Genomic DNA, 23619 nt, shown 5'->3' with positions numbered 1-23619 from the left:
ACAAAGGGCTTCACATAGGCCGGCGGGATGAGCCGCACCTCATGGCCCAGCTTCCCGATCTCACGACCCCAGAAATGGGCGCCACCGCACGCCTCCATCACGACGACGCAGGATGGTAGCTGGCTGAAGAACGCCAGCACCTGGTCCCGCCGAAGCTTCTTGCGCAGCACCGCTCGCCCAGAAGCGTCGGCCCCGTGAAGCTGAAACACATGCTTCGCAAGATCGAGCCCGATCGTGGTAATCTCCGACATGACCTCTCCCCTCTGTGGATCGTCCCAGACCCACCCTGGCACAGCGAAGCCGTCGGGGGGGCGGTCACATCATCAGAGCCAAGCGGCACAGGAAGACAGCCAGATTTGTTACAATCGGCACTCTTCCTAAGTGGCTCCCTTATACGACAGGATTCGCATATTGGAGTCAAGCTCGCGCAATGCGTGTGCTGCGATGAGTCCAACAGCGATTCAGGCGCCGACCTCGATGCCGCGCTGCACGGCCGGGCGGGCGAGGAAGCGCTCCAGGTAGGCCTGCACATTGGCCAAGCCGTCCATGCCGGTTTCCGCCTCGGCCTCGTAGTTCACGCGCACGGTGCGCAGCCAGGGGGCGATGGCCATGTCGGCGATGGAGTAGGCGCCGGTGACCCAGTCGCGCCCCTCGAGCTGGCGGTCGAGCACGCCCAGCAGGCGCCGCGCCTCGGTGTAATAGCGGGTGCGGGGGCGCGGATCCTCGATTTCCTTGCCCTTGTAGCGGTGGAAGAAGCCGACCTGGCCCAGCATCGGGCCCAGGCCGCCCATCTGCCACATCAGCCACTGGATCGTGTGATAGCGCGCCGCGCCCGAGGCGGGCAGGAACTGGCCGGTCTTGTCGCCCAGATAGATCAGGATCGCGCCGGTCTCGAAGATGCCGATGGGCTGGCCGCCCGGGCCGTTCGGGTCGATCATCGCCGGGATCTTGTTGTTGGGGTTCAGCGACAGGAACTCGGGCGTCATCTGATCTTCGGGATCGGTGATGGAAATGCGGTGCGCGTCGTAGTCCAGCCCGCATTCTTCCAGCATGACCGAGGTCTTGATGCCGTTCGGCGTGTTCAGCGTGTAAAGCTGGATCACATCGGGGCGGACGGGCGGCCAGCGGCGGGTGATCGGGAAATCGGCAAGGTCGGTCATGGCATGTCCTGACTGTCTGGGCTGGATTCCGGGGGACTCTATGGGCAAGATCGCCCCACGTGCGACAGGAAAGGTAAGTCCATGTTCAAGGAATTCAAGGAATTCATCGCCCGCGGCAATGTCGTGGATCTGGCCGTCGGCATCATCATCGGCGCCGCCTTTACCGCCATCGTCAATTCGCTGGTGGCCGACCTGATCAACCCGATCATCGGCCTTTTGACCGGCGGCACCGATTTCAGCGGCCATTACCTGGTCCTGAAGGGCACCGTCCCCGAGGGCGCGAGCCTGGCCGCCGCGCGCGATTCCGGCGCCTCGGTCTTTGCCTATGGCTCGTTCCTGTCGGCGATCATCAACTTCCTCATCATCGCCTGGGCGGTGTTCCTGCTGGTCAAGGCGGTGAACAAGATCCAGAGCACCGCCGTGCGCAAGAAAGAGGCCGAGGCCGCCCCCGCAGGCCCGACGCAGGAAGAGCTGCTGATGCAGATCCGCGACGAGCTGCGTGGCCTGCGCGCCTGAGCCCATGCCAGGGGATGCGTCATGATCGAGCTTGACCCGACCGACCGGCGCATCCTGGCGGTGCTGCAGCGCAACGGCCGCATCACCAATGCGGAACTGGCGGCCGAGGTCGCGCTGTCGGCCAGCGCCTGCCACCGCCGCGTGCAGCGGCTTGAGGAGACCGGCCTGATCCGGGGCTATGTCGCGCTGCTGGACGCGCGCAAGCTGGAGCGCCCGACCACCGTCTTTGTCGAGATCACCCTGTCGGGCCAGGCGGACGAGCTGCTGGATGCGTTCGAGCGCGCCGTGCGCCAGATCCCCGACGTGCTGGAATGCCATCTGATGGCGGGATCGGCCGACTACCTGCTGAAGGTCGTGGCCAAGGACACCGACGATTTCGCCCGCATCCATCGCCAGCGGCTGGCCAAGTTGCCGGGGGTCCAGCAGATGCACAGCTCGTTCTCGCTGAAGACGGTGGCGCAGACGACGGCGCTGCCGGTCTGAGCCGGGCAAAAGAAAACCCCCGCCGGAGCAGGGGTTTTCGGAAAACGAACGTGCCGCTCGTCTTACAGCGCGCCTTCGCGTTGGGCCTTTTTACGGGCCAGCTTGCGGGCGCGGCGAACGGCCTCGGCCTTTTCACGGGCCTTCTTGACCGAGGGCTTCTCGAAATGCTGCTTGAGCTTCATTTCCCGAAACACCCCTTCGCGCTGAAGTTTCTTCTTCAGAGCACGAAGCGCCTGTTCGACGTTGTTGTCGCGAACACTTACCTGCATGTGGTTGTCACCACCTTCCTAGGTTAAAGTTGAGCTGAATTGCAGGACGCGGCCTTCTAGCAAGGCGAATCGCGTTTGTCCAGAAATTCCGGCAAGACGGGGAAAAGCCATGACGAGCGAACGGGAAAAGCTGATCGACGCGGCGCTGAACCATGTCGTCTTCGAAGGCATGAACGACAAGGCCGTGGCGGCGGGCGCGCGCGACCTGGGGATGTCGGTGCAGATGGCGCGGGTGCTGCTGCCGCGGGGGGGCGCGGACCTGGCGGCCGCCTATCACCGGCGCGGCGACCAGGAGCTGCGCGACTGGCTGGACCGGCACCCGCCGCAGGGCCGCTTCCGCGACCGCATCCTGGACGCGGTGATGCACCGCCTGGCGCTGTCCGACCGCGAGATGGCCCGCGCCGGCGCCGTGGTCCTGGCGCTGCCCCAGCACGCCGCCCTGGGCGCGCGGCTGCTGTGGGAAACCGCCGACACGGTGTGGGAGGGGCTGGGCGACCAGTCCGACGACGTGAACTGGTATTCCAAGCGCGCGACCCTGTCCGCGGTCTATGGCGCGACCGTGCTGTACTGGCTGGGCGACGAGACGCCGGACATGGGCGCGACGCGCGCCTTCCTGGAGCGCCGGATCGACGGGGTGATGCAGTTCGAGAAGCTGAAGGGCCGGCTGCGGGCGATTCCCGGCGTCTCGACCCTGACGGGGCTGGCGACCGGCTGGATCCGGGCGCCCGGCCCGCGCACTGCGCCGGGCGGAACGGGCCGCCCCCCCAGGCCCGCGCCGGGCGGGGCCGACGCATGATCCCCGACCTGATGCGGGCGGTCGAGATCACCGCCCCGGGCGATGCCGATGTGCTCAAGCTCGCGCGCCGCCCGGTTCCTGTCGCGGGCCACGGCCAGATCCTGATCCGGGTGGCCTGGGCCGGAGTGAACCGCCCCGACGTGCTGCAACGCGCCGGCGCCTATGCGCCGCCGCCCGGGGCCTCGGACCTGCCGGGCCTGGAATGCGCGGGCGTGGTGGCCGCGGTCGGCCCGGGCGTCACCCGCTGGAAGCCGGGCGAGCGGGTCTGCGCCCTGCTGCCGGGCGGAGGCTATGCCGAATACGCGCTGTGCTGCGCCGATCACGCGCTGCCCATCCCCGAGGGCCTGTCCCTGCGCGAGGCCGCGGCCCTGCCGGAAACCGCCTTCACCGTCTGGTCCAACGTGGTCGAGCGCGGCGGCCTTCGCGCCGGCGAACGCTTCCTGGTCCATGGCGGGTCGTCGGGCATCGGCACCATGGCGATCCAGATCGCGCGGGCGCTGGGCGCCCGGGTCTGGGCCACAGCCGGCTCGGACCCGAAATGCGCCGCCATCGCGGGCCTGGGCGCCCAGCCCGTCAACTATCGCGAGGAGGACTTCGTGGCCGTCCTGCAGCGGACGGGCGGGGCCGACCTGATCCTGGACATGGTGGGGGGCGATTACATCGCGCGCAACCTCAAGGCGCTGGCCGACGACGGGCGGCTGGTCTTCATCGCCTTCCTGGGCGGGCCCAAGGCCGCGATCAACTTTGCCCCGGTCATGACCCGGCGGCTGACGGTGACGGGATCGACCCTGCGGCCGCAATCCGACGCCGCCAAGGCCCGCATCGCCGAGGCGCTGTGCCGCGCGCTCTGGCCCCTGGTCGAGGCGGGTGCGGTCCGGCCGCTGATCGACAGCACCTATGCTCTGGACGAGGCCGTTGCCGCCCATCGCCACATGGAATCCAGCACCCATGTCGGCAAGATCCTGTTGCAGGTGGCGCCCGAGGATTGAGAGGGCGGGCCTGGCAGCGCGGCCCGGTGCCTCCGGCGGGGATATTTAGACAAGAAAGAAAAGCACACACCCCGCCCGCCGGAGCAAAGGGCTAGGGTGTGGCTTCTTCCTTGACGGCCATCGGCGTCCCCGCCTGTTCCGTAACCTCAAGCTGCCAGCAAATCCTTGCGATTCGATTAACGGCTTCTTTCTTGCTAAAATATCCCCGCCGGAGGCATCCGAGCGTGCCGTCAGCGCGGCGCCGGGATCAGGATGCTGCCCTTGCAATCCCGTTGCGCATCCGGCCCGCAGGCGCGGGGCGTCAGATCCTTGTCCAGGCAGATGCGGATCTCTTGCAGGGAGCGGCTCCGGCAGGTGACGGTGATCCCGTCGCGGCGGAGGGCCGGATTGGCCTCGATGAAGGCATCCTCGATCACGCTTGCGGGCACGGTGATGTCGCGCGGCAGGCGCGCCAGGGTCTCCGGCAGGCGGATCGCCGCGGCGGCGCGGCGCGTCAGGGCGAAATAGTCCTGCGCCGGCAACCCGCTGCAGCGGCCATGCTTTTTCCACTGGTACCAGGCCAGCCCGCCTGACCCCATCAGGTCGGCCATCGCGGCCGTCTCGCGCCGCGAGGGATCGGGCCGGGCCGAGGGGCAATCCGCCGGCCAGCCGGTTTCGTGTTGCGGCCACAGCCCATGGACGGTGAAGCCCAGCCGCCGGCCCGGCGCACATTGCCGGGCGCCGCTTTCCGCGCCTTCGCGGGCGCACCAGGCGGGCGACCAGCTCAGCGACAGGACATAATGGTCGAACCGGCCGGCCACGTCCTGTCGGTCCAGATCCGGGGCCGCGGTCTGGGCCAGGGCGGGCAGGCAGGCCAGGGCCGCCAGCGCGGCGGCAAGGACGATCAGCGGTCTCATGCCGGCATGATTAGCCCGCCGCCCCGGTCGCCGCCACGAAATTCAGGCTTTATTCCGGACCCGCCCCGGCCTATATAGGCCGTCAATCCCCCCTGAAAATGGAATGGCGCCCGCCACCAGCCGTTTTCCCGGCCGAAGAAGATATTTGTCAAGGAGAAGGTCATGAACAAGCCGCTGATGGCCAAGGCCACCGCAGTCTGGCTGGTCGACAATACCACGCTCAGCTTCAAGCAGATCGGCGATTTCTGCGGCCTGCACGAGCTCGAGGTCCAGGGCATCGCGGACGGCGACGTGGCCGCCGGCGTCAAGGGCTTCGATCCGGTCGCCTCGAACCAGCTCGATGCGTCCGAGATCGCCAAGGGCGAAAAGGACCCGCGCTACAAGCTCAAGCTCAAGCACAACCCCGCCGCCGAGGGCGAGGAGAAGCGCCGCGGTCCCCGCTATACGCCGCTGTCCAAGCGCCAGGACCGGCCGAACGCCATCCTGTGGCTGGTGAAGTTCCACCCCGAACTGGCCGATGCGCAGATCGCCAAGCTGGTCGGCACCACCAAGCCCACCATCGCCTCGATCCGCGAGCGGACGCACTGGAACATCCAGAACATGCAACCCATCGACCCGGTGGCGCTGGGCCTGTGCCGGCAGACCGAGCTTGACGCCGCGGTGCAGAAGGCGGCCAAGAAGAAGGCGGCCGAGGGCGGCGCCATGACCGACGACGAGCGCCGCAAGCTGCTGTCGACCGAAAGCTCGCTCGCCATGCCGGACGAGCCGCGGATGCCGTCCTCGATCGCCGGGCTCGAGAACTTCAGCCTGACGCGCGACGAGGAGAAGCCCGCGCCCGCCGAGGACCTGGATGCCGACAGCTTCTTCAACCTGCCCGATGCGGGCGAGGATGACGAGGACGAGGACCGCTGAACGCAGAACCCCGGGCACGCCGCCCGGGGTTCTTCGTCAGATCGACAGGCAGATGTATTTCATCTCCAGGTAATCCTCGATCCCGTGACGCGAGCCTTCGCGTCCCAGGCCCGACTGCTTGACCCCGCCGAAGGGGGCGACCTCGGTCGAGATGATGCCGGTGTTCACGCCGACGATGCCGTATTCCAGCGCCTCCTGCACCCGCGTCACCCGGCCGATGTCGCGGGCGTAGAAATAGGCGGCGAGGCCGAAGATCGTGTCGTTGGCGCGCGCGATCGCCTCGTCTTCGGTGTCGAAGCGGAACAGCGGCGCGAGCGGTCCGAAGGTCTCCTCGGTCGAGACCTTCATGGAATCGGTGATCCCCGTCACCACGGTGGGCTCGAAGAACAGCCCCTCCTTGCGCTTGCCGCCGGTGACGATGGTGGCGCCGCCGTCCAGCGCGTCCTGGATATGCTCCTCGACCTTCTCGACGGCCTTGGCGTTGATCAGCGGGCCGGTCGTGACGTCCTCGCTCAGCCCGTCGCCGACGCGCAGCTTGTCGACCGCCGCCGCCAGCTTCCTGGCGAAGGCGTCATAGACCCCGGCCTGGACATAGATCCGGTTGGCGCAGACGCAGGTCTGGCCGTTGTTGCGGAACTTCGAGGCCATGGCGCCCTCGACCGCCGCATCCAGATCGGCGTCGTCGAAGACGATGAAGGGCGCGTTGCCGCCCAGCTCCATCGAGCATTTCAGCACCTGGTCGGCAGCCTGGCGCAGCAGGATGCGGCCAACCTCGGTCGAGCCGGTGAAGGTCAGCTTGCGGATCAGCGGATTCTCGCAGAACTCCTTGCCGATGTCCGAGGATCGCGACGAGGTCACGATGCTGAACAGCCCCTTGGGCACGCCGGCGCGTTCGGCCAGCACCGCCAGCGCCAGCGCGGACAGCGGCGTTTCCGCCGCGGGCCGACCAACGAAGCCGCAGCCCGCCGCCAGCGCCGGGCCGCATTTGCGGGTGATCATGGCATTCGGGAAGTTCCAGGGCGTGATCGAGCCCACCACCCCGATTGGCTGGCGGATCACGGTCAGCCGCTTGTCGGGCAGGTGGCCGGGGATCGTCTCGCCATAGATGCGCTTGGCTTCCTCGCCGAACCATTCGATGAAGCTCGCGCCATAGGCGATCTCGCCCTTGGCCTCGGCCAGCGGCTTGCCCTGTTCGGCGGTCAGGATGCGGCCCAGGTCGTCCTGATTCTCCATCATCAGGTCGAACCATTTGCGCAACACCTGGGCGCGTTCCTTGGCGGTGCGGGCGGCCCAGCCCTTCATGGCCTGGGCCGAGGCGGCGATGGCGCGACCGACCTCGGCGCGCGACAGGTCGGCCACCCGCGCGATCACGTCGCCACGCGCGGGATTCACCACGTCAAAGGTCGCGCCGTCCGCGGCGTCGATCCATTCGCCCGCGACATAGGCGCGGGTCTGCAAAAGCGAGGGGTCTTTCAGAAGCATCCCCAGGTCGGTGGCATGTCGGGTCATGGCCGTGCTCCTTGGTTCTCGGGTCGCCGGCAGGCTTGCGCGTTCGGCCCGCGAAGGCAAGCCCAAGGCGCGCCGCCCCCGATCACGGAAAATGTGATGGAGCCCCCGGCCGCCCGCGCGCGTTCACCAGATATCGTCAGGTTTTCCCTCTTGGCGTATCAGACTGCGGGGCGGCGGATCTCTCTCCTGCTGCCTCATTTTTCTTTCTTGTCCAAATATCCCGGGGGGAACGCCGTCAGGCGTGGGGGGCAGAGCCCCCCTGCCGCGCGCGCCAGCACGGCTGAAGATCGCCCGGACGCGCCTCGGCCTCGCAGACACCCCGGGCGATGGCGCGGGCCAGCGTACAGGCCGCGGCATGGCCCAGCAGGAACGGCGTCAGCGCCGGATCGGGCAGGGGGCGGGCGCCGGTCGAGACGGCAAAGACCAGGTCGCCGTCATGGGGCGTGTGGCTGGGGACGATGGCGCGGGCCATGCCGTCATGGGCGGCGGTGGCCAGCCGCGTCAGCCCGGCCTTGTCCAGGCCTGCGTCGGTCGCGATGATGGCAATCGTCGTGGCCTCGCCCAGGCGCTTGGCCATCGCCGGCTCGGCCCCGCCGTCGAAGGGGCCGGACAGGCCCAGGCCTCCGAACTCGTCGCCGATCTCCCAGGGCGCGGCCCAGAACTGCCCGCCGGGCGCTGTCACCGACCCCAGCGCATTGACCGCGACCAGCGCCCCCACCGTCACCCCGCAATCCAGCACCGCCGAGGCCGAGCCGAGCCCGCCTTTCCAGCGATGCGTCATTGCGCCGGTGCCCGCGCCTTCGCTGCCCAGGGCGAAATCGGGGCCAGCTGCTGCCAGCGCCGCCCGGCCGAGCGCCGGATAGGGGTTCTCGGCCCAGTCCTTGTCGCCGCCGTTCAGCAGGTCGAACAGGATCGCGCCGGGCACGATCGGGACCCGCACCGGGCCGACCGCAAAGCCCCGGCCCAGGGCGCGCAGGCCGTCCGCCACCCCGTCGCAGGCCGCCAGCCCGAAGGCCGAGCCGCCCGACAGCACCAGCGCATTGACGCCGCCGACCAGCCGGTCGGGCACCAGCAGGTCGGTTTCCCGCGTGCCCGGCGCGCCGCCCATGACATGGACGCCGCAGGCCAGGGGGCGGTCCGCCGTCAGCACGCTCACGCCCGACCGCAGCCGGTCGTCGCGCGCATTGCCGACGAGCAGCCCCACGACATCGGTGATCAGGTTCCGCGATCCGGCCTGCATGGCGTTTCCTTTCCCTGGTGCCCGAACCGGGGACGACCCCTGCGTGTTGTCACGGGCGGCGGCGTTGCAGGATGCTAGGCCCGCGCCTAGATTGACTGCAACCGCTTTCCAAAGGGAGACGACCCATGACAGCCCCCATCCACCGCATTTTCGGCCGCCCGATGGACGGCGAGATCCCCAAGGGCTTCGACCAGGCGATTTTCGGCATGGGCTGCTATTGGGGGGTCGAGCGCCTGTTCTGGCAGCTTGACGGCGTCTGGCTGACCGAGGTCGGCTTCGCGGGCGGCACGGTCGAGAACCCGACCTACAAGCAGGTCTGTTCCGGCACGACCGGCCATGCCGAGGTGGTGCGCGTGGTCTATGACAGTTCGCGCATCAGCTATGAACGGCTGCTGCAGGTGTTCTGGGAAAACCACGACCCGACCCAGGGCAATCGGCAGGGCAACGACGTCGGCAGCCAGTATCGCAGCCTGATCATGTATTTCACCGACAGCCAGCGGGCGGCGGCGGAACTCAGCAAGGCCGATTACAACAACCGCCTTGCGGTCGAGGGCTATCCCGCGATCACCACCCAGATCCTGCCGGCCGCGCCCTTCTATCCGGCCGAGGAGGATCACCAGCAATATCTGGACCGCTATCCCGACGGCTATTGCGGCTTGCGCGGCACGGGCGTAGAGGCGCCCCTGACAAGCCCCGCCGAGGAGAACTGATGTCCACCTGGACCGCGCTGACCCAGACCGCCGGGCGCGAGGCGGCCGAGGCCCTGACCGAACTGGCCGAGGACCTGACCCCCGAGCCCGTGGGCACCGGCATCTTCGAGATCGAGGACGGCCGCGGCCGCTGGGAGGTGGGGCTGTATTTCACCGAAAGGCCCGACGAGCTGGCGCTTGCGTTGATGGCGGCGGCCTGGGGGGCCGACCCTTTCGTCCTGTCGGAACTGCCCGAGGTGGACTGGGTCGCCCATGTCCGGCGCGAGCTTTCCCCGGTCGAGGCGGGGCGCTTCTTCGTCCACGGCAGCCATGACGCCGACCGCGTGCCCGAGGGCGCCGAGGCGCTGCTGATCGAGGCGGCGATGGCATTCGGCACCGGGCACCACGCCACCACGCGGGGCTGCCTGCTGGCGCTGGACCGGCTGGTGTCCCAAGGCTTCCAGCCCCGGCGCATCGTCGACGTGGGCTGCGGCACCGCGGTCCTGGCCATGGCGGCGGCGCGGGTCTTTCCGGTGATCGTGCTGGCGGGCGACATCGACCCGCAGGCGGTCGACGTGGCGCGCGCCAATGTCATCGCGAACGGCCTGCTGGGCCGCGTCGAATGTGTCGAGGCCGTGGGCTTCGACCATCCGCTGATCGAGGGCGCGGCGCCCTTCGACCTGGTTTTCGCCAATATCCTGAAGCAGCCGCTGATCGACCTGGTGCCGGACATGGCGCGCTATGTCGCACCGGGTGGCCATGCGATCCTGTCGGGGATCCTGGCGACCCAGGCCGACGCGGTGGTCGCGGCCTATGCCGCGGGGGGGCTTGCGCTTGAGACGCGCGAGGATCACGGCGAATGGACGACCCTGGTGGTGCGGCGCGGCTAGGCCCGGTCGGTCCCTCGGGGAATGTGGACCCGAACCTGAGGGAGGAACCGGATGAGCATTGCCAAAAACACGATCTGCCTGTGGTTCGACCTCGAGGCGGAACAGGCGGCGCGGTTTTACGCCGAAACCTTTCCCGACAGCGCCGTGGACGAGATCGTCCGCGCCCCGGCCGATTTTCCGTCGGGCCGCGCGGGCGACGTGCTGACGGTGCGCTTCACCGTGCTGGGCATCCCCTGCCTGGGGCTGAACGGCGGGCCGAGCTTTCGCCACAGCGAGGCGTTCTCGTTCCAGGTCACGACCGAGGACCAGGCGGAAACCGACCGCTACTGGAACGCCATCGTCGGCAACGGCGGGCAGGAAAGCGAATGCGGCTGGTGCAAGGACCGCTGGGGCATCTCCTGGCAGATCACGCCCCGGGCGCTTAGCGAGGCGCTGTCCGCCGGCGGAGACGAGGCGCGGCGCGCCTTCGTCGCCATGATGGACATGCGCAAGATCGACGTGGCCGCGATCGGGGCCGCGCGCCGGGGCTGACGCGCCAGGGCGGCGGGCATGAAAAAGGCCCCGCCGGGATCGTCCCGAGGGGGCCTGTTTCGCATCATTTCCGCCAAATCAGCGGGCGTGCGCGATCCGGTCGATATCGCCGCGGCACAGACCGATATCGTCCAGCTCGCGGTCCGTGAGACGGCTCAACGCGTTCTTCGTCACGCGCGCGTCATTCCACGCGGCCAGCGCCGCGAAGATCGAGCCAATACCGAAAGATCCCGCCCCGCCATGGACGCGGTTCGTGTCAATCGCCGACATAGTTTTCACCTGCTTGAAAGTGCCCCGCCTTGGGGCGTTGTCTGATGCACAAGCATATAGTTCGGGCAGTTTGGAAACTCTACGTCCGTGCGGGCATTGCAGCCATGCAGCGCATGCATAAGGCGCCGTTATCATTAAGTTTTTGTGTCAAACGGGTTTTCCGGGGCCGATTCTGCAAGAAACCGACGCTTGGCGCGCGAAAAGCGGCACGGGATTGCGGCGAAATCGCGCAGCCCCGTCAGCCCCAATCGCCCAGGGCGGCCTGCCACAAGGCAAGTGACGCAACGGCAGCGGTGTCCGCGCGCAGGATCCGGGGCCCCAGCGAGACGCGCGTGACATGCGCCAGCGCCCCCAGCCGGGCGCGTTCCGATTCGGACCAGCCGCCTTCGGGACCGATCAGGATGGCCCAGGGGCCGCGGGGCAGGGCGGCCAGGGTGGCTGCGGGACCGGCCAGCGCCTCGTCCGCCCACAGGATGCGCCGGGCGGGATCCCAGCCGTCCAGCAGGCGGCCCAAGGGCGTCAGCTCGGCCACCTCGGGGACGAAGGTGCCGCCGCATTGCTCGGCCGCCTCGACGGCATGGGCTTGCAGGCGGTCCTGGCGGATGCGTTCGGAATTGGTGTGGTCGGTCTGCACCGGGACGATGCGCGCGGCGCCCATTTCGGCCGCCTTTTCCACGATGAAATCGGTGCGCGCCTTCTTGATCGGCGCGAACAGCAGCCACAGGTCGGGCGGGTTTCGTTGCGGCGCGCTCTGCCGCAACGCCACCAGGTCGCCGCCGCGCTTGGCCAGCCGCTCGATCCGCGCCAGCCATTCGCCGTCGCGCCCGTTGAAGACCAGCAGCGCGTCCCCCGGACCCTGCCGCATGACCGAGCCCAGGTAATGCGCCTGATCGGGCGTCAGCGCGACGCCTTGTCCTTGGGCCAGCGGGTGATCTATGAAAAGCCTGATTTTCGCCATGATGGGGCGCAGCTTATGCAGACCGACCGCCTGACGCCAGAGGCGCATCGCAGCGTCGCCGACGCGCCCCCCGACAACTGGGTGGACCGCCATGCCCCGCCGGGCTGGAGACCCTGGCTGCGCCTGTCGCGCGCCGACCGGCCCATCGGCACCTGGCTGCTGCTGCTGCCCTGCTGGTGGGGGATCGGGCTGGCCATGATCGCCGACGCGCCCCTGTGGCGCGACCTGTGGATCGCCGTCGCCTGCGGCCTGGGCGCGATCCTGATGCGGGGCGCGGGCTGCACCTGGAACGACATCACCGACCGCGACATCGACGACAAGGTGGCGCGGACGCGGTCGCGGCCCATTCCCTCGGGACAGGTGACGGTGCGGGGCGCGGCGCTGTGGCTGGTGGCGCAGTCGCTGGCGGGCTTCGTCATCCTGCTGACGCTGGGGCCGGCGGCGATCTGGCTGGGCGTCGCCTCGCTGGCGCTGGTCGCGATCTATCCCTTCGCCAAGCGCTTCACCTGGTGGCCGCAGGTGTTCCTGGGGCTGGCCTTCAACTGGGGGGCGCTGCTGGCCTGGGCCGCGCATATGGGCAATGTCGCGCCCGCGCCGGTGCTGGCCTGGCTGGCGGGGATCTGCTGGACGATCTTTTACGACACCATCTATGCCCACCAGGACGCCGAGGACGATGCGCTGATCGGCGTCAAGTCGACCGCGCGCCTGTTCGGCCGCGATTCGCGGCGCTGGCTGGCGGGCTTTGGCGCGGGGGCGGTGGCGCTGCTGGTGCTGGCGGTGCTGGCCGCGCGCCCGCACGGTCTGGCGCTGCTGGTCGCGCTGGTCGGCATCGCGGGTTTTGCCGCGCACCTGGCCTGGCAGCTGCGGCGCTTTGACATGGACGATCCCCGGGGCTGCCTGCGGCTGTTCCGTTCAAATCGCGATGCCGGATTGTTGATGGCCCTGGGGCTGGCCGTGGCGGGGCTGGTCTGATTGCACAGCGGGGCAGTTGGGTTTAGACCCGCCCAACCGGAAACAGCCCTAAGGTCCCCCTGATGGCCAATCCAGAACGCCGCCGCGGCCGCGCCGTGGCCGCCGCCAGCCTGATCGCGCTTGCCGCCGCCGGCGGCCTTTCCTATCTGGCCGCACGCGAGGCCGCCGACTTCATCGAGACGCGCTCGGCCGCCGATGTCGCGCAGGCCATGGCGGGCGGCGGGTTCGACTGGGCTCGGGTTTCGACGGATGGGCTGATCGTGCGCCTGACCGGCACCGCGCCCGACGAGGTGCAGCGGTTCCGCGCCAAGTCCCGGGCCGAGGCCGTCGTCCAGCCGGGCCGCGTCGTCGACGACATCGAGGTCGCCGCCCGCGCCGCGCTGGAGCCGCCGGATTTCGGGATCGAGCTTTTGCGCAATGACGATGGCGTGTCGGTGCTGGGGCTTCTGCCCCGCGCCCAGGACCGCGCCGCGCTGGTGGCGGGGCTGCGGCGCGCCACTGGCGGCAAGCCCGTCTCGGACCTGGTCGAGACGGCGGATTACCCCGTCCCGCCCGGCTGGGACGATGCGCTGGCCTTTGGGCTGCGGGCCACCCAGCTTGCGCCGCGGGCCAAGATCTCGGTCGCGCCGGGCCGGGTCGTGGTGCGCGCCGTCACCGACAGCGCCGGCGCCCGGGCCGATCTGGAAGCCGCGCTGAACCGCGCCAGGCCCCAGGGTGTCGCGCTGGACCTGGACGTGACCGCGCCGCGGCCCGTCATCGCCCCCTTTACCCTGCGCTTCGTCAAGGACATGGCGGGGGCGCGCTTCGACGCCTGCGCCGCCGACAGCGAAACGGCACGGGACGCGATCCTGACGGCCGGAACCCGCGCCGGCATCGCGGGGACGCCGCGCTGCACGCTGGGCCTGGGGGCGCCAAGCCCCGACTGGGCGCAGGCCGCTGTCGCGGGCATTCAGGCGGTCGATGCGCTGGGGGCGGGGGCGGTCACGCTGTCGGATGCCGATGTCGCGCTGTTCGCCCCGGCCTCGGTCCCGGCCGCGGAATTCGACAGGGCGGCGGGCCGCCTGCAGGCCGCGCTGCCCGAGGGCTTCGCCCTGACCGCCGAGCATGAGAAGGCCGCCCTGCCGCAGGGCCCGGCCGAGTTCCTGGCCACGGTGAACGCCGGCACCGTGTCGCTGCGCGGCCGCGTGGCGGATGCGCGGATGCGCGAGGCGGTCGAAAGCCTGGCCCGCGCCCGCTTTGGCGACGTGGACAGCGCCCTGCGGCTGGACGACGACTTTCCGGAGGGCTGGACCTTGCGCGCCATTGCCGCGCTCGAGGCGATGGGCGGGCTCGACCGGGGGCGGGCCACCGTCTCGCCCGACCTGATCCGCATCACCGGGGTGGCGGGCAGCCAGACCGCCTCGGACAATGCGGCGGCGCGGCTGGCCGAGCGGCTGGGCGCCGGCGCCCGCTATGAACTGGCGATCCGCTATGACCGGCGGCTGGACCCGGTGCTGGGCCTGCCGTCGGGGGTGGAATGCGTGGACGGGCTGAACGCGGCCATGCGCGAATCCGAGATCGGGTTCGAGCCCAGCCGCTCGGTCATCGCGGGCGACCCGAGCCCGACGCTGGACCGCATCGCCGCGATCATGGCCGACTGCGCCGAATACCGCATCGAACTGGGCGGCCATACCGATGCCCAGGGGTCCGAGGAGCTGAACGCCGAACTGTCGCGGGCGCGCGCCCAGGCCGTGTTCGAGGCGATGCGCGCGCATGGCGTGGATGTGTCGAACATGACGGTGCGCGGCTATGGCGAAAGCCGCCCGGTGGCCGACAACGACACCGAGGCCGGGCGCGAGGCGAACCGCCGGATCGAGTTCACGCTGCTGGCCGACGAACCCGTGGTGCGCGAACCGCCCGCGCCCGCCCGCACCGTGGCGGGCGTGACCGACGCGCCCGAGGTCGTGCGGGCCCGTGCGGAACAGGCCGCGCTGGCCGCCGCGACCGGGGCCCTGGCGCCGGTGCTGCGCCCCGACCCTGCGCCCGCACTGCCCCCCGCGATCGCCGCCGCGTCCGAGCCGGCGCTGGCGGCGGTGCAGGGGGCCATCTCGCTGCAGGTGATCGACGCGCTGACCGTCCCCGCGATCGAGGCGGCCTTCCCCGACAATGGCGAGGCGCACGGCGAAGGGGCGGCGGAATGAGGATCAGCGGAAAGGACCGGCCATGAACCGCAACGAATTCATCATCGCGACCGCGATCATCCTGTTCGCGGCCTTCCTGCTGGGCTGGTTCGCAAGCTGGGTGGTCCATCGCCTGGGCCGCAGCAGCAAGGCCGACCTGGGCGCGCTGGAGGGCATGGCCCGGCAGCTGCACGATGCCGAAGACGCGCGCGACCGCGCGATCGGCACGCTGGAGGCGCGCGAGGCGGACCTGGTCGCCCGGCTGGGCGCCGTCGAGGCCGAGGCGAGTGCCGCGCAGGACGCGCTGAAGGAGGCCCGCGCCGAGATCGAGGACCTGCGCGCCTATATCGAGCGCAAGCTGGGCCCCCGGTCCTGACCGGCAGGAAACGGGCCGCCTGCCTTGCGGCGGCGGCCCGCACCGCAGGGCGTCAAACGCCCGCTTCGATGATGGCGCGGGCGAGGACCGGGATGGTGGATTCGTTCAGCCCGGCGATGTTCAGCCGCGAATCGCCCACCATGTAGATGCCGAATTCCTCTTTCATCCGGGCGACCTGCTCGGGCGTGGCGCCCAGGCGCGAAAACATGCCGCGGTGTTCGGCGATGAAGCCGAAGCGATCCGAGCCGGACAGGTCGCGCAGTTCGCGGGCCAGCTGCTCGCGCAGCTTCAGCATGCCGCCGCGCACCTCCTCAAGCTCTGCCATCCAGTCGGCCCGCAGGTCCGCATCGGTCAGGATGGTCGAGACGATCTTGGCGCCGTGGAAGGGCGGGAAGGAATAGGTCTGGCGGTTCAGGAAGGCCATCGCGCCCTGCGCCAGGTCCTTGGTCGCCTTGTCGGTGCACAGCGCCAGAAGGCAGCCGGTGCGTTCGCGATAGATGCCGAAGTTCTTGCTGCACGATGCCGCGATCAGCACCTCGGGGATGCGGGATGCGATCAGCCGGGTGCCGGCCGCGTCCTCTTCCAGCCCGTCGCCGAAGCCCTGATAGGCCAGGTCGATCAGGGGCGTCGCGCCGGTCTTTTCCAGGATCGCGGCGACCTCGGCCCATTGCTCCAGCGTCAGGTTGGCGCCGGTCGGGTTGTGGCAGCAGCCGTGCAGCAGCACCACGTCGCCCTTTTTCGCATCCGAGATGTCGGCCTTCATCGCCTCGAAATCGACGCCGCGGGTGTCGTTGTCGAAATAGCGGTAGCTGACCTGCGGCAGGCCCATGAAGTTCATGATCGAGATGTGGTTCGGCCAGGTCGGATCGCTGACGAAGACCCGCAGGTCCGGGTTCGCCATCCGCGCCAGTTCCAGCGCCTGCCGGATCGCGCCGGTGCCGCCGACGGTCGCCAGCGCGGCGGTGGTCTCGGCCTTGTAGCCGTCGCCCAGAATCAGTTCGGCCATGGCCTTCTGGAACTCGGGCTCGCCGGCGAGGCCGGCATAAGTCTTGGTCGTTTCGGTTTCCAGCATGCGGCTCTCGGCGGCGCGGACGGCGCGCATGATGGGGGTGTGGCCGGTCGCATCCTTGTAGACGCCCACGCCCAGGTCGATCTTGCCCTGGCGGGGATCGGCCTTGAACTCGCCCATCAGGGCCAGGATCTTGTCGGGGGCCTGCGGTTTCAGATTGCCCAGCATTCACGCATCTCCGGTTGCGATTTTAAGGTCCGGGAAGCTGCCCCATTCGGCCCAGCTTCCGTCGTAAAGCGAATGGTCCCGGTGCCCGATCCGGTCGAGCGCCAGGAACAGGATGGCCGCGGTCACGCCCGATCCGCAGGTGGTGATGACCGGCCGCGTCAGGTCGACCCCGGCAGCGGTGAATTCGGCGCGCAGCGCGTCGGGGTCCTTCATCGTGCCGTCGTCGCGAAACAGCCGGCCGAAGGGCAGGTTGCGCGCGCCCGGGATATGGCCCGAGCGCAGGCCGGCGCGCGGCTCGGGCGCCTCGCCGCGAAAGCGTGCCTCGCCCCGCGCATCGACGATCTCGTGGCTGCCAAGCTTGCTGGCGGCGGCGACCTGGGTCACGTCGCGCACCAGCCCCGCCTGGCGCTGCACGGTGATGTGGCGGTCGCGCAGGACGGGGGGCATGTCCTCGGTCTCGCGGCCCTCTGCCAGCCATTTGGCAAGCCCGCCGTCCAGCACCGCGACATCCTGCTTGCCCATCAGGCGGAAGGTCCACCAGACCCGCGCCGCCGAATGCACCGGCGAATTGTCATAGACCACGACCTGATGGCCGTCGCCGATGCCCATGGCGCGCATCCGGCTGACGAACATCTCGGGCTGGGGGGCCATATGCGGCAGGCCGCTGCGGCCGTCGGCGATGGCGTCCAGGTCAAAGAACCGCGCGCCGGGGATATGGGCGGCCTCGTATTCCGCGCGGGCGTCGCGGCCGGGTTCCAGGAACCATGTCGCGTCGATCACCCGCAGGTCGGGATCGTTCAGATGCGCCGCCAGCCATGCGGTCGAGACCAGCGTCCTGGGATCGTCTGAATCGGTGGTCATGGCCCCTCCCTCCGGTAGACGCGAAAGCGCCCCCCATGTAACCGGCGGGGCAGGCCCCTGCAATGGTCGGAAGGTCTAGCCCTGCTTCAGAAGCCGCTGTTTCTGGCGGTTCCAGTCGCGCTTGGCGTCGGTTTCGCGCTTGTCGTGGTTTTTCTTGCCCTTGGCGACGCCGATCTTCAGCTTCACCATGCCACGGTCGTTGAAATACATGACCAGCGGCACCAGCGTCATCCCCTCGCGCCCGATGGCCTGCCATAGCCGCGCCAGTTCCTTGCGCGACACCAGCAGCTTGCGCCGCCGCCGTTCTTCGTGGCCAAAGACGCCGGCCTGCTTGTAGGCGGCGATATAGGCGTTGATCAGCCACAGCTCGCCCCCCTCGACCGAGGCATAGCTTTCGGCGATGTTCGACTGGCCCGTGCGCAGGGATTTCACCTCGGAGCCGGTCAGGACGATGCCGACCTCGAGGTCGCTTTCGATGAAGTAATCGAACCGCGCCCGGCGGTTTTCGGCGATGATCTTGTAATTGGGATCGGATTTCGTGGCCATGATCGGGCAGAGATAGGGGGCGGGCCCCGCAAAGTAAAGTCAGCGCCCCCCGGCCATTTCCCCGGCCAGCCGTTCCAGCAGCGCCTCGACCCCCAGGGTCACGTCCTGCCAGGTCGCGTCGAACCCGGCCGCATCGCCGAAATAGGGGTCGGCGACGGGCTGGCCTTCGCGGCCGGGGACATGGTCCATCAGCAGGGACAACCGGGCCCGCGCATCGGGGGGCGCCACGGCCCGCAGCCCGGCCAGGTTTTCATTGTCCATCGCGACGATGTGGTCGAAGCTGCGGAAGTCGTCGGGCCTGACCTGGCGCGCGCGCAGGCGCGAAATGTTGATGCCGTGGCGCGCCGCCACCGCCTGGGCGCGCCGGTCGGGTTCGGACCCGACATGCCAGTCGCCGGTCCCGGCCGAATCGATTCGAACCTCGATCCCGCGAAGCTCGGCGGCTTCACGCATGACCCCTTCGGCAAGCGGAGAGCGGCAGATATTGCCCAGACAGACGAAGAGCACCGACGGACGGTCCATGATTAACCTCTTACCACGGGCAAGACCTGCCCCAACCGGCGCAAGCTAGCCCAGACCGCCCCCAAGGCAAAGAGAGGGCGACGTTCGACGCGGCGGCCGTTCCGGCCCCGAAGGCGGACTGCCGCCGACCGCGCGATCAGGCGTCTGGCGCCGGCGCGGCAAGCGGCTGTGCGCCATGCCTCGGGCCTGGGTTTGGCGCATAAAAATTAACATCATGTTACGATCTCGTGAAACATGATATTTGACGTAAGGGCCTGTTCGACGGATTTCTGACGCCAGTGATCCGGCGCGCGGGGGACCAGGCGGCGCCACATCAGGGAGGTTTCACATGAGCGCTTCGTCGATGGGCGAAACCAGGGACACAAGCCAGTCCAGCAAGGCCGCGGCCAGCGGCTGGATCGGATCGGCCCTGGAATATTACGACTTCTTCATCTACGCGACGGCCGCTTCGCTGGTCTTCCCGCAGATCTTCTTTCCGTCCGAAAACCCGCGCGTGGCGATCATCGCCTCGCTGGCCACCTATGGCGTGGGCTATGTCGCCCGCCCCATCGGCGCCTTCGTGCTGGGCCACTGGGGCGACACGCATGGCCGCAAGAACGTGCTGATCCTGTGCATGTTCCTGATGGGCATCTCGACCCTGCTGGTCGGCCTGCTGCCGACCTATCAGCAGGTGGGCATCCTGGCGCCGATCCTGCTGGTGATCCTGCGCCTGGTGCAGGGCTTTGCCGTCGCGGGCGAGATCTCGGGCGCAAGCTCGATGGTGCTGGAACACGCGCCCTTTGGCCGGCGGGGCTTTTTCGCCAGCTTCACGCTGCAGGGCGTGCAGGCCGGCCAGATCCTGGCCGCCGCCGTCTTCCTGCCGCTGGCCCATTTCATGCCCGACGACGCCTTCAACAGCTGGGGCTGGCGCATCCCGTTCCTGCTGAGCTTCGTCGTCATCATCGCCGGCTGGATCATCCGCCGCGAGGTCCAGGAGACCCCCGCCTTCCAGAAGGAAGAGGCAAGCCACACCAAGCCGAAATCCCCGGTGATCGAGGCGATCCAGACCGGCTGGCCCGACATGATCCGGGTGATCTGCATGGCGCTGATGAACACGATCCCGGTCGTCGCCACCGTCTTCGGCGCGGCCTATGCGGTGCAGGCGGCCTATGGCGTCGGCTTCCACAAGGACGTCTACCTGTGGATCCCGGTCATGGGCAACATCCTGGCCTGCCTGGTGATCCCGCTGGTCGGCAACCTGTCGGACAAGATCGGCCGCCGCCCGCCCATCATCGTCGGCGCGCTGGGCTCGGGCCTGCTGGCCTTCGGCTATCTCTATGCCATCTCGATCCATTCGGTGCCGCTGGCGATCCTGATGTCGCTGCTGATGTGGGGCGTCGTCTATCAGGGCTACAACGCGGTCTTCCCCAGCTTCTATCCCGAACTGTTCCCGACCCGGACCCGGGTGTCGTCGATGGCGATCTCGCAGAACATCGGCACCACGATCACGGCCCTGCTGCCGGCGCTGTTCGCGACCGTGGCGCCCCCCGGTTCGACCAACGTGTGGCTGGTGGTGGGCTCGATCGCCTTCGCCATCACCTGCATCGCGGCCGCCGCGGCCTTCACGGCGCGGGAAACCTATCGGGTGCGGATGGAGGACCTGGGCAAGCCGAACGCGGTTCCCGTCCCCAAGGCGGAATACGACCGCCTGCGCGCCGAGGCCCTGGCCAACCGCTAAGGGCGCGGCCACCCGCAAGACCAGGAAGGCCCCGGGATGCCGGGGCCTTTTCCTATTCCGCCGCGGGGCTGTCGCTCCAGCTTTCGCGCGCCACGGCGGCGGCCATCTCGCGGCGAAAGCGGTCGATGGCCAGCTCGGCATAGCTCGACAGCGGCCGGCCCTTGCGCGTCACCGCATAGGCGGTGATGCCGGCGCGCTCGGCCAGGGGGCGGCGCACGATGCCGGGCATATAGACCTCGGCCACGGAAAACTCGTCGATCAGCGACACGCCCAGGCCGTGGCGCACCAGGCTGACCAGGGTCTGGGCAAAGCGGCCGCGCATGGCGTATCGCGGCGCGATCCCCGCCTCGACGAAGGGGCGGGCGATGATCGCGCCGTAAGGGTCCTCGGGGTCGATGCCGATGAAATCCTCCTCGACCAGATCCCGGACCGAGATCTCGGACCGCTCGGCCAGAGGGTGGCCTTCGGGCACGATGACGACCAGCCGTCCCGTCGCCAGGGGCTCGCTGCTGAGCGCGGGGTTGGCGACCGCCGAACTCATGATGACGAACTCGCCCCGGTCCAGCAGCAGGTAGTCGACGGTTTCCTCGATCTTGAGGATGTTGAGGTCGATATAGAGGTCGGGAAACCGCGCCCGCACGCCCCGGATCGCGCGCGCGGCGATGAACTGCGCGATCGAGGGCGCCGAGGCGAAGCTCAGCCGCACGTCCTGGCCCTGGCGCAGCGCCCGCACCGCGCCATTCAGATTGTCCATCTGGCGATGCACCTGGTGGATCATCTCGAAGATCGACGCCGCCTCGGCCGCCGGCACGAACAGCCCGCCCCTGCGGTCGAACAGGCGGATGCCCAGCGATTCCTCGGAATATTTCACCAACCGCGACACGCCGGGGGCCGAGACGTTCAACAGTTCCGCCGCCCCCTGGATGGTGCCCGCCATCATGACGGCGCGGATCACCTCGACCTGGCGGATGGTCAGCTGGCTCATGATTCCCTCCCCTGCTGTGGCAGGTTAACATGATGTTACGATCAGGCGAATTTGGATATTTGACGGCAGGAAGCCGGCCTGCGATCCATGGGCTGAAGTCGCGCGGCAGGGGGCTCGCGCACCAAGCCTCAGGAGGGCACGGCATGATCCGCGGAACCACGAAACTGATCGCGCATCTGGGTTATCCCACGACGACCTTCAAGGCGCCGATGATCTATAACCCCTGGTTCGCGCATCGCGGCATCGACGCCGTGGTGGTACCGATGGGCGTCCGCCCCGAGGATTACGCCGCCTTTCTGCCGCTGGTGTTCCGGTTGTCGAACATCCACGGCGCGCTGGTCACCATGCCGCACAAGGTGGCGACCGTGGCCCTGGCCGACCGGGTGTCGGTCACGGCGCAGATCGCCGGTTCGGCCAATGCGCTGCGCCTGGGCGACGATGGCAAGCTCGAGGCCGACATGTTCGACGGCGAAGGCTTTATCGGCGGGGTGCTGGGCAAGGGCCAGCAGATCGCGGGCGCCTCGGTCCTGGTGGTCGGCGCGGGCGGCGTGGGGTCTGCGATCGCGGCCTCGCTGGCCAAGGCCGGGGCGGCCCGGCTGGCGCTTTACGACCCGAATGCCGCCGGTGCCGAGGCGCTGGCCGGGCGGCTGAGCGCCGCCTATCCCAAGCTGACGGTCCAGACCGGATCGAAGGACCCGGCCGGGTTCGACATCGTGGTCAACGCCTCGCCCCTGGGAATGAACGCGGACGACCCGCTGCCGATGGACGTGGACCGCATCGACCCCGCGACCTTCGTGGGCGAAGTGGTGATGAAATCCGAGATGACGCCCTTTCTGGCCGCCGCCGCTGCCAAGGGCTGCCGCTATCAGGTCGGGACCGACATGCTGTTCGAACAGATCCCGGCCTATCTGGACTTCTTCGGCTTCGGCAAGCCGCCGGTCCAGGAACTGCGCGACCACGCGACGATCCGCTACTGATCGCGGCGCTACGGGTCCCGGGCGGACGCCTCGGTTCCGGCCGCGGCCATCCGCAGCCGGCGCGACGGCGGCTCGGCCTCGGGGACGCCTTCCTGCGACAGCATGACGGCCACGGGCCGCAGCCAGGGGATGCGGGCGCAGACGATCATGACCGCGACCATGATCGGCACCGCCAGGAAGGTGCCGGCGATGCCCCAGACCGCGCCCCAGAAGGCCAGCGCCAGCACGATTCCAAAGGATGACAGCCGCAGCGTCTGGCCCAGCAGCATCGGGTCGAAGATGTTGCCGATGACGAAATGCACCACCGTCGTCAGGCTGCCCAGCGCCAGCGTGGTCGCCGGGTCGCCGGTCTGCGCCAGCACCATCGCCACGGTAACGACCGTCGCGATGATCGAGCCGAGCGTGGGGATGAAGTTCAGGATGAAGGTCAGCGTGGCGATGGCGCCCGCAAGTTCAAGCCCGGCGCCGCGAAAGATCAGCCAGATCAGCCCGGCGGTGACGGCGCTGATCCCGGTCTTGACCACCAGATAGCGGTTCACCCGCCGCATGATGGTGTGGACCGTGTCCAGCCAAAGCTGGGCGCGGGCCGGGTCGCCGGTCAGCCGCTCGACCTTGACCGGGAACCAGATCCGTTCGCTGAACATGAAGCCCACGAAGGTCAGGATCAGGACCGAGCCGGAAATCAGGTTCGACGCCTGCGACGCGGCCGAGCGGATCCAGCCCGCCACGTCGATGTTGCCCAGGAAGGTCGCGATGTTTTCCTGCGCCTTGGGGCCCCAGCGTTCGCTGAGCGTGGCCAGCACCCGTTGCGCCCGGTCGGTATAGGCGATCGAGGTCGTCACCACCTCGTTGACCTGGCCCACCACCGTGGTCGCGGCCCAAAGGACGCCCACGGTGATGGCGATCAGCGCCAGCGTCGTTGCCAGCCAGTTGGGCACCTTCAGCCGCGCAAAGGCCGATATCGCATCCGATGTCAGCGAAAAGATGATGATGGCGAAGGCCAGGCAGACCAGGATGAAGCGCGCCTGCACCAGCAGCGCCAGAATCAGCCCAAAGGCGATGACCCCCAGAAAGCCGGTCTGCAACCGTTCGCTCAGCTGCGAGTCGCGTGCCTTCAATCCTGTCCCTCACGATGCTGGCGGGACCGGGGCCGTCTGCC

26 protein-coding genes and 1 pseudogene are annotated in these 23619 nt (G+C 68.9%); 13 read left to right on the top strand and 14 right to left on the bottom strand.

What is annotated here, in order from left to right; translation table 11 throughout:
- Positions 1 to 251 (bottom strand): annotated as a pseudogene (locus tag BU28_RS0113360) (IS110 family transposase); the annotation flags it as partial.
- Positions 252 to 461: 210 nt separating this feature from the next.
- Positions 462 to 1160 carry a glutathione S-transferase C-terminal domain-containing protein gene (locus BU28_RS0113355; protein ID WP_028719927.1) on the bottom strand — a complete coding sequence of 233 codons (699 nt, stop codon included), beginning with the start codon at positions 1158 to 1160 and terminating at the stop codon, positions 462 to 464.
- 81 nt (positions 1161 to 1241) lie between these two features.
- Here BU28_RS0113355 and mscL point away from each other — a divergent pair, with 81 nt between their 5' ends.
- On the top strand, positions 1242 to 1676 hold the full coding sequence (gene mscL, locus BU28_RS0113350; protein ID WP_028719926.1) for a large conductance mechanosensitive channel protein MscL: 435 nt from the start codon (positions 1242 to 1244) through the stop codon (positions 1674 to 1676).
- Between the two features lie 24 nt (positions 1677 to 1700).
- Complete coding sequence (locus tag BU28_RS0113345; RefSeq protein ID WP_028719925.1) at positions 1701 to 2159, top strand: Lrp/AsnC family transcriptional regulator; 459 nt, start codon at positions 1701 to 1703, stop codon at positions 2157 to 2159.
- A 62-nt stretch (positions 2160 to 2221) separates the two neighbouring features.
- On the opposite strand, the gene rpsU is transcribed toward BU28_RS0113345, so the two are convergent.
- A complete protein-coding gene (gene rpsU, locus BU28_RS0113340) occupies positions 2222 to 2428 on the bottom strand; it encodes a 30S ribosomal protein S21 (protein WP_011748553.1) in 207 nt (68 codons plus the stop codon).
- Between the two features lie 109 nt (positions 2429 to 2537).
- On the opposite strand from rpsU, the gene BU28_RS0113335 reads away from it, so the two are divergent.
- Complete coding sequence (locus tag BU28_RS0113335) at positions 2538 to 3224, top strand: COQ9 family protein (RefSeq protein ID WP_028719924.1); 687 nt, start codon at positions 2538 to 2540, stop codon at positions 3222 to 3224.
- Positions 3221 to 4213, top strand: a complete 993-nt coding sequence (locus BU28_RS0113330) for an NAD(P)H-quinone oxidoreductase (RefSeq protein WP_028719923.1) — start codon at positions 3221 to 3223, stop codon at positions 4211 to 4213. The genes BU28_RS0113335 and BU28_RS0113330 overlap by 4 nt, the downstream gene beginning before the upstream one ends.
- 230 nt (positions 4214 to 4443) lie before the next feature.
- Here BU28_RS0113330 and BU28_RS0113325 read toward each other — a convergent pair whose 3' ends face one another.
- The gene (locus BU28_RS0113325) at positions 4444 to 5109 is read right to left on the bottom strand and encodes a ribonuclease T2 family protein (protein WP_051578191.1); all 666 of its coding nucleotides are present in this window, start codon (positions 5107 to 5109) and stop codon (positions 4444 to 4446) included.
- A 162-nt stretch (positions 5110 to 5271) separates the two neighbouring features.
- Between BU28_RS0113325 and BU28_RS0113320 the strand changes: the two genes are divergently transcribed.
- The gene (locus tag BU28_RS0113320; protein WP_028719921.1) at positions 5272 to 6021 is read left to right on the top strand and encodes a DUF1013 domain-containing protein; all 750 of its coding nucleotides are present in this window, start codon (positions 5272 to 5274) and stop codon (positions 6019 to 6021) included.
- A gap of 36 nt (positions 6022 to 6057) precedes the next feature.
- Here the strand turns inward: BU28_RS0113320 and BU28_RS0113315 are convergent, their stop codons facing one another.
- Both BU28_RS0113315 and BU28_RS0113310 read right to left on the bottom strand, forming a co-directional pair.
- Complete coding sequence (locus BU28_RS0113315; RefSeq protein WP_028719920.1) at positions 6058 to 7530, bottom strand: NAD-dependent succinate-semialdehyde dehydrogenase; 1473 nt, start codon at positions 7528 to 7530, stop codon at positions 6058 to 6060.
- A 235-nt stretch (positions 7531 to 7765) separates the two neighbouring features.
- Positions 7766 to 8770: a P1 family peptidase gene (locus BU28_RS0113310; protein WP_028719919.1), complete on the bottom strand. Its 1005-nt coding sequence runs from the start codon at positions 8768 to 8770 to the stop codon at positions 7766 to 7768.
- 125 nt (positions 8771 to 8895) lie between these two features.
- Here BU28_RS0113310 and msrA point away from each other — a divergent pair, with 125 nt between their 5' ends.
- The 3 genes from msrA to BU28_RS0113295 are packed head-to-tail and all read left to right on the top strand — an operon-like array spanning position 8896 to position 10880.
- The gene (gene msrA / locus BU28_RS23010) at positions 8896 to 9480 is read left to right on the top strand and encodes a peptide-methionine (S)-S-oxide reductase MsrA (RefSeq protein WP_036762870.1); all 585 of its coding nucleotides are present in this window, start codon (positions 8896 to 8898) and stop codon (positions 9478 to 9480) included.
- The gene (locus tag BU28_RS0113300; RefSeq protein ID WP_028719918.1) at positions 9480 to 10349 is read left to right on the top strand and encodes a 50S ribosomal protein L11 methyltransferase; all 870 of its coding nucleotides are present in this window, start codon (positions 9480 to 9482) and stop codon (positions 10347 to 10349) included. The genes msrA and BU28_RS0113300 overlap by 1 nt, the downstream gene beginning before the upstream one ends.
- 51 nt (positions 10350 to 10400) lie before the next feature.
- Positions 10401 to 10880 carry a VOC family protein gene (locus BU28_RS0113295; RefSeq protein ID WP_028719917.1) on the top strand — a complete coding sequence of 160 codons (480 nt, stop codon included), beginning with the start codon at positions 10401 to 10403 and terminating at the stop codon, positions 10878 to 10880.
- A 78-nt stretch (positions 10881 to 10958) separates the two neighbouring features.
- Here the strand turns inward: BU28_RS0113295 and BU28_RS0113290 are convergent, their stop codons facing one another.
- Together BU28_RS0113290 and BU28_RS0113285 are read right to left on the bottom strand one after the other, a co-directional pair.
- On the bottom strand, positions 10959 to 11150 hold the full coding sequence (locus tag BU28_RS0113290) for a DUF1127 domain-containing protein (RefSeq protein ID WP_028719916.1): 192 nt from the start codon (positions 11148 to 11150) through the stop codon (positions 10959 to 10961).
- Between the two features lie 238 nt (positions 11151 to 11388).
- Positions 11389 to 12108, bottom strand: coding sequence for a 16S rRNA (uracil(1498)-N(3))-methyltransferase (locus BU28_RS0113285; protein WP_028719915.1), 720 nt, complete (start codon positions 12106 to 12108; stop codon positions 11389 to 11391).
- Positions 12109 to 12123: 15 nt separating this feature from the next.
- On the opposite strand from BU28_RS0113285, the gene ubiA reads away from it, so the two are divergent.
- The 3 genes from ubiA to BU28_RS0113270 all read left to right on the top strand — a co-directional run bounded on the left by ubiA (position 12124) and on the right by BU28_RS0113270 (position 15615).
- The gene (ubiA, locus tag BU28_RS0113280; RefSeq protein WP_028719914.1) at positions 12124 to 13080 is read left to right on the top strand and encodes a 4-hydroxybenzoate octaprenyltransferase; all 957 of its coding nucleotides are present in this window, start codon (positions 12124 to 12126) and stop codon (positions 13078 to 13080) included.
- Positions 13081 to 13142: 62 nt separating this feature from the next.
- On the top strand, positions 13143 to 15260 hold the full coding sequence (locus tag BU28_RS23005; RefSeq protein ID WP_051578189.1) for an OmpA family protein: 2118 nt from the start codon (positions 13143 to 13145) through the stop codon (positions 15258 to 15260).
- A 22-nt stretch (positions 15261 to 15282) separates the two neighbouring features.
- Positions 15283 to 15615, top strand: a complete 333-nt coding sequence (locus tag BU28_RS0113270; protein ID WP_028719913.1) for a hypothetical protein — start codon at positions 15283 to 15285, stop codon at positions 15613 to 15615.
- Between the two features lie 52 nt (positions 15616 to 15667).
- On the opposite strand, the gene BU28_RS0113265 is transcribed toward BU28_RS0113270, so the two are convergent.
- From BU28_RS0113265 to BU28_RS0113250, 4 genes are all read right to left on the bottom strand, one after another.
- Positions 15668 to 16852: an amino acid aminotransferase gene (locus tag BU28_RS0113265; protein WP_028719912.1), complete on the bottom strand. Its 1185-nt coding sequence runs from the start codon at positions 16850 to 16852 to the stop codon at positions 15668 to 15670.
- Positions 16853 to 17713, bottom strand: coding sequence for a 3-mercaptopyruvate sulfurtransferase (sseA, locus tag BU28_RS0113260; protein ID WP_028719911.1), 861 nt, complete (start codon positions 17711 to 17713; stop codon positions 16853 to 16855).
- Between the two features lie 75 nt (positions 17714 to 17788).
- Positions 17789 to 18259: an SsrA-binding protein SmpB gene (gene smpB, locus BU28_RS0113255; protein WP_028719910.1), complete on the bottom strand. Its 471-nt coding sequence runs from the start codon at positions 18257 to 18259 to the stop codon at positions 17789 to 17791.
- A 39-nt stretch (positions 18260 to 18298) separates the two neighbouring features.
- Complete coding sequence (locus BU28_RS0113250; RefSeq protein ID WP_028719909.1) at positions 18299 to 18781, bottom strand: low molecular weight protein-tyrosine-phosphatase; 483 nt, start codon at positions 18779 to 18781, stop codon at positions 18299 to 18301.
- A 328-nt stretch (positions 18782 to 19109) separates the two neighbouring features.
- On the opposite strand from BU28_RS0113250, the gene BU28_RS0113245 reads away from it, so the two are divergent.
- Entirely contained in the window at positions 19110 to 20498 is a 1389-nt protein-coding gene (locus BU28_RS0113245) for an MFS transporter (protein ID WP_036762868.1), read from the top strand.
- 52 nt (positions 20499 to 20550) lie between these two features.
- Here BU28_RS0113245 and BU28_RS0113240 read toward each other — a convergent pair whose 3' ends face one another.
- Positions 20551 to 21483, bottom strand: a complete 933-nt coding sequence (locus BU28_RS0113240; RefSeq protein ID WP_028719907.1) for a LysR family transcriptional regulator — start codon at positions 21481 to 21483, stop codon at positions 20551 to 20553.
- 143 nt (positions 21484 to 21626) lie between these two features.
- On the opposite strand from BU28_RS0113240, the gene BU28_RS0113235 reads away from it, so the two are divergent.
- Positions 21627 to 22460, top strand: coding sequence for a shikimate dehydrogenase family protein (locus BU28_RS0113235; protein ID WP_028719906.1), 834 nt, complete (start codon positions 21627 to 21629; stop codon positions 22458 to 22460).
- 8 nt (positions 22461 to 22468) lie between these two features.
- Here the strand turns inward: BU28_RS0113235 and BU28_RS22995 are convergent, their stop codons facing one another.
- Positions 22469 to 23578 (bottom strand): AI-2E family transporter, encoded by a 1110-nt coding sequence (locus BU28_RS22995; RefSeq protein WP_088239203.1) that lies wholly within the window; start codon positions 23576 to 23578, stop codon positions 22469 to 22471.
- Positions 23579 to 23619 lie beyond the last annotated feature (41 nt).

This window comes from Paracoccus yeei ATCC BAA-599 (assembly GCF_000622145.1).
Lineage (GTDB): Bacteria > Pseudomonadota > Alphaproteobacteria > Rhodobacterales > Rhodobacteraceae > Paracoccus > Paracoccus yeei.
Note: the sequence above shows the minus strand (reverse complement) of the source record. Positions and strands in the feature narration are given on the sequence as shown.

Excerpts from the sequence above, each read along its gene's own strand:
- sseA (WP_028719911.1), bottom strand. The coding sequence starts at position 17,713 with ATGACCACCGATTCAGACGATCCCAGGACGCTGGTCTCGACCGCATGG.
- ubiA (WP_028719914.1), top strand. The coding sequence starts at position 12,124 with ATGCAGACCGACCGCCTGACGCCAGAGGCGCATCGCAGCGTCGCCGAC.
- BU28_RS0113300 (WP_028719918.1), top strand. The coding sequence starts at position 9,480 with ATGTCCACCTGGACCGCGCTGACCCAGACCGCCGGGCGCGAGGCGGCC.
- BU28_RS0113245 (WP_036762868.1), top strand. The coding sequence starts at position 19,110 with ATGAGCGCTTCGTCGATGGGCGAAACCAGGGACACAAGCCAGTCCAGC.
- BU28_RS0113315 (WP_028719920.1), bottom strand. The coding sequence starts at position 7,530 with ATGACCCGACATGCCACCGACCTGGGGATGCTTCTGAAAGACCCCTCG.
- BU28_RS0113250 (WP_028719909.1), bottom strand. The coding sequence starts at position 18,781 with ATGGACCGTCCGTCGGTGCTCTTCGTCTGTCTGGGCAATATCTGCCGC.
- BU28_RS0113285 (WP_028719915.1), bottom strand. The coding sequence starts at position 12,108 with ATGGCGAAAATCAGGCTTTTCATAGATCACCCGCTGGCCCAAGGACAA.
- rpsU (WP_011748553.1), bottom strand. The coding sequence starts at position 2,428 with ATGCAGGTAAGTGTTCGCGACAACAACGTCGAACAGGCGCTTCGTGCT.
- BU28_RS0113335 (WP_028719924.1), top strand. The coding sequence starts at position 2,538 with ATGACGAGCGAACGGGAAAAGCTGATCGACGCGGCGCTGAACCATGTC.
- BU28_RS0113355 (WP_028719927.1), bottom strand. The coding sequence starts at position 1,160 with ATGACCGACCTTGCCGATTTCCCGATCACCCGCCGCTGGCCGCCCGTC.
- smpB (WP_028719910.1), bottom strand. The coding sequence starts at position 18,259 with ATGGCCACGAAATCCGATCCCAATTACAAGATCATCGCCGAAAACCGC.
- BU28_RS0113290 (WP_028719916.1), bottom strand. The coding sequence starts at position 11,150 with ATGTCGGCGATTGACACGAACCGCGTCCATGGCGGGGCGGGATCTTTC.
- BU28_RS0113330 (WP_028719923.1), top strand. The coding sequence starts at position 3,221 with ATGATCCCCGACCTGATGCGGGCGGTCGAGATCACCGCCCCGGGCGAT.
- BU28_RS0113310 (WP_028719919.1), bottom strand. The coding sequence starts at position 8,770 with ATGCAGGCCGGATCGCGGAACCTGATCACCGATGTCGTGGGGCTGCTC.
- BU28_RS0113295 (WP_028719917.1), top strand. The coding sequence starts at position 10,401 with ATGAGCATTGCCAAAAACACGATCTGCCTGTGGTTCGACCTCGAGGCG.
- BU28_RS0113240 (WP_028719907.1), bottom strand. The coding sequence starts at position 21,483 with ATGAGCCAGCTGACCATCCGCCAGGTCGAGGTGATCCGCGCCGTCATG.
- BU28_RS23005 (WP_051578189.1), top strand. The coding sequence starts at position 13,143 with ATGGCCAATCCAGAACGCCGCCGCGGCCGCGCCGTGGCCGCCGCCAGC.
- BU28_RS0113235 (WP_028719906.1), top strand. The coding sequence starts at position 21,627 with ATGATCCGCGGAACCACGAAACTGATCGCGCATCTGGGTTATCCCACG.
- BU28_RS0113270 (WP_028719913.1), top strand. The coding sequence starts at position 15,283 with ATGAACCGCAACGAATTCATCATCGCGACCGCGATCATCCTGTTCGCG.
- mscL (WP_028719926.1), top strand. The coding sequence starts at position 1,242 with ATGTTCAAGGAATTCAAGGAATTCATCGCCCGCGGCAATGTCGTGGAT.
- BU28_RS0113265 (WP_028719912.1), bottom strand. The coding sequence starts at position 16,852 with ATGCTGGGCAATCTGAAACCGCAGGCCCCCGACAAGATCCTGGCCCTG.
- msrA (WP_036762870.1), top strand. The coding sequence starts at position 8,896 with ATGACAGCCCCCATCCACCGCATTTTCGGCCGCCCGATGGACGGCGAG.
- BU28_RS0113325 (WP_051578191.1), bottom strand. The coding sequence starts at position 5,109 with ATGAGACCGCTGATCGTCCTTGCCGCCGCGCTGGCGGCCCTGGCCTGC.
- BU28_RS0113320 (WP_028719921.1), top strand. The coding sequence starts at position 5,272 with ATGAACAAGCCGCTGATGGCCAAGGCCACCGCAGTCTGGCTGGTCGAC.